Source organism: Neisseria sp. P0021.S007 (genome assembly GCF_051956855.1).
On record NZ_JBQCXA010001811.1, the window covers coordinates 1 to 432 of the forward strand.

The window sequence follows — 432 nt, forward strand, 5'->3', positions numbered from 1 at the left end:
GCCTGCATGACTGAGCAACAAACGGAAAGGCCGTCTGAAGAGCAACTGGCAGCCAGAAAAAAAGCCAAGGCAAAAATCCGCACCATCCGCATTTGGGCATGGATTATTTTGTCTTTGCTGGCTCTGACCGCCCTGCTCTCACAATGCGCCATGAACAAGCCGCAGATGAAACAAAATGTGGTGGAGTCTTGCGTGAAAAACATTCCTTTTGCTGAAAAATGGCAAGCTGATTTGAAAGCAAAAGGTTTGGATGCGCAAAACGAGAAATTGGCTCAAGACTATTGTGTCTGCATGTGGGATCAGCCTTTAAGCAAACTCTCTGACGAGCAAATCCGAAACTTCGGTAAAATCAGCCCTATGGAGCAACTCAAGCTCTTGGGTGGCGCGGAAGCTTTTGAGGCACGCGATAAGCAGTGCGTGGCTGATTTAAAG

At 47.9% G+C, this 432-nt stretch carries 1 protein-coding gene; it reads left to right on the plus strand.

The window, feature by feature from the left end:
* Positions 1-6: 6 nt before the first annotated feature.
* The coding region (locus tag ACTHUR_RS21585) for a hypothetical protein (RefSeq protein WP_440400867.1) at positions 7-432 on the plus strand (426 nt) is incomplete at its 3' end.